The 3,201-nt window shown below is 37.7% G+C and carries 1 protein-coding gene; it reads right to left on the bottom strand.

The features are described 5' to 3' along the window. Positions 1-2,818 precede the first annotated feature (2,818 nt). Positions 2,819-3,201 (bottom strand): hypothetical protein (locus tag ACRC28_RS09430; RefSeq protein ID WP_438543198.1); only part of this gene is annotated, 383 nt, incomplete at its 5' end.

Genomic DNA, 3,201 nt, shown 5'->3' with positions numbered 1-3,201 from the left:
CAGACAGAAACCTGGACACAATAAGACTGTTAGTTTTCAGTTGTAATAATCATAAGACTTATTAAGTTTTTACAACACATTCATTGTCTTTTAAAGAAACTTCATTACAGTAGTAATGGTTAACAATGTCTGCAGAGTTGTGGTTTGAAATCAGTTAAAATATAGAGTTCATGTTTTTTTCAGTTAAAGTAAAAAATAATAGTACATGAAGAATGACTAAATTAAAGTTTTAGTTTACGAAGCAGAGATGTAAAAGCAGTAAAATGTTTCCTTACCAAACAAGCCCACAGCTACAAAATAAGACAAGTGTTATGGTTTTAGAGTGAAATGAGGCAATTTGTCAATTTTATCAGAACTGCAACAAACCACCTAACCTAACTGTTGTAATATGACTGAAAGAGGATTTGCTGTTTAAGAAATGCAGTTCACTTTGTTTTGTTGCAAAGCTGCTAGATATCACATGACCCCCATGTCTAAAATATTGAAGAAATACAGGCAGTTTTGTTCTTACTTCTCATATCCTGTGAGGAAGTCAGATATTACGACATCTTAAAATCTTTAGGTTTCAAATGACAAATTCATCCACAAAGACTTTTATTTTTAACACGACTCATAGTGAGCCTTTATATGTATATATTATGTAACTGACAATAATAATGACATATTTGAGCAGGTGAAAGTATTAACATTATGTAATTCACACATACAGTTACCGCGTGTTTTTGCTGACTTCTGCACTGTAAAAGTCACATTATATCAGCAGTCATTGACACACACGTGTGTAACACAAATGATAGAATAAGTGATAAACGTGCTTTCCTCCTAAACGCTTTCTGCTGCATGAAAAGCTTCATTTTTATTTCATTTAACACACTTTACATGCATCCAATGGAAACACCAGTTAATCAATAAAAATGAATTACATAGTCTCAATATCTTTTTTGCTATCTTAAGAACAAAAGAAAGACAAGTGCCATGAATCACTTCAACATGAGATAAATCATTAAAGAAGATGTTTTCACTTTTGTGTTACGCTTACTTTAACAAAGAAACACAGAGCAGAAAAAAACATCACATACAAATATTATTCACCCAAGTCTGGGGTCATCTTTAAAGAAAGTAGTGCCATGTAGTATTTACCGGCTTGGAGAAAATGTTACACGTTATTGTAAGTGGCACACTAAGACTGAGAAATGAATACAGAAAAGACAAAACAGTATGTTGTTCCATTTATAGTGAACATGACATCTTCCTCCTCTCCTTGTGACTCATGATGACATGTTGCTGTTGACATAGTCTGCTTCTACTGTGTTCTGTGGAAATGAAACAAGAGAAAGTGGTGTTAGTACTCTGCCGTGAATTGGCTACAGCTCACTGGTGGTCTCAGGGGTGCCCCCATGTTCGAAGAAAAAAACAAATGCCGCAAAAGAGCCCTCTTGGATATCCCCATTGGTAGATAAAACATGATAAAGTGACCTCTACGGTGGCCCAATGTGCAAGAAAACGTGATGCAGTGCCCTCTAGGGTGCCTGTTACATGCCATTTGTGCAGCACTTAGTCACTTGTGTTACAGTTGTGTTACGTGTCACAGAGCTTTACAACCTCCACATTATAGAACAGCAGGTGGAGCAATCAACCACCAAAATTAGACCCTCAAAGAACAAGTTAAAATTCACACACACACACACACACACACAAAATCAGGATGAAATCACAAACCTGCCTGACTAGTAAGTCTCACACATGACCATTAGATGATGGTCGCCATATGATAATATGTCAGTGTTGTGTTTACAGCTTGTTGGGCTGCCCCCAAAAGGCTGAAAATCAATGAATGCAGGTTTAAAGCTGGTTTGCCTTAATTGCTATTTTAAAATTGTGGAATGTAGTTTTATGTTGTTTTTAATCGCTGATTTTGTTTTATGGGTATTTAATTCTGATCTTCTCTAATCAGCAATCCGTATGTTTATGGATGAATGAAGTGAACGTTGAACCATTTTACAAAGGTGTTTGCAAAAAATTGCCTATTCACACACCAGCAGATACGGAGTAACATTCATATTCGTTTGGAGTCATGTTTCCGGCCATCTGGCGTATGTAAGTCCAATATTCACTGTTCTTTTAGCTGCTAAATGCTCTATATGTTCGCCAGCTGCTAACCTCACCAGTCTGCAATGTCAAGTGTCATAATTTGCTTTTTTGTTCCTTTCATTCCCTCAACGTACCTTCCTTTCAAAATCAATAGTGAACATTCCTGAATTACTGCATTCAGCTCTGATTTATCAAGAAAAAGTGAGATCAGGTTACTCTAATGTGCTGCATTGCATTGTGGTCTGGTGTCACTGCTGATGGTGCAGACACGGGCCTTTAAACATTATCGCCTTTGAAGGATTATTCCTGTACAAACAAATAAACCCTTGCTAAGTGATTCTTAAGAGCTGAATGAGGAGCTATTTTATTTTCCTTCCTCCTGACACTTGCAGACAGTTAAGTTGATCGATAACGATACACAGCAACTCTCCTCGTCTAGTAGCTTACCTTCGCTGGTTTGGTGGAGCGTCTTGATCTAAACCAGCTGGAAGAAAAAGATGATGTAATTAAGGCTTTTTTTGTGTTTATGCTATAATGGTGCTGATCTTTCTCATACAGTCAAACCACATTTAAAATGTACAAATTACCATATGAGAAAAGTTTGTCTTACCACTCAAAGATGACCAACGTACTGACAAGCGTTAGGATTCCCAGGGTCTTCACTATAACTTGGACACCAACCAGTTCAGACTGTTGATCACCTGTAACACAACAGCATGGCCACCTTCTAAAATGTTTTTACTCTAAAACATCTGAAACCATAATTCCTGCAGTTACCTTCAAATATCAACTGACATCCTGTTGATAGTTGAATGTCCAGGTCATTTCTGCACCCACAATAGTACAATCTGCCTCGATCACTGCTGGTCACTTCAAAGCCATAAACCTGTGTATCAACTCTGATCTGTTCCAGTCTGCCGTCACTGATCATGAACCAGACAAAGTGGACAACAGGAGGGTTTCCTCTGCAGGAGCAAGTCAGGTTCACCACGCTGCCAACTGACACTGGATCAGTGGGACTGATGACCACCATGGCGTCTTTGGGAGAGTCTGGAAGATTTGGCATATGGAGAGATTTTGGATTGATCAAAAAACATTTGTAAAGTGAGA

This window comes from Clostridium sp., from assembly GCF_051650885.1.
Classification (GTDB): Bacteria; Bacillota; Clostridia; order Clostridiales; family Clostridiaceae; genus Clostridium.
Note: the sequence above shows the minus strand (reverse complement) of the source record. Positions and strands in the feature narration are given on the sequence as shown.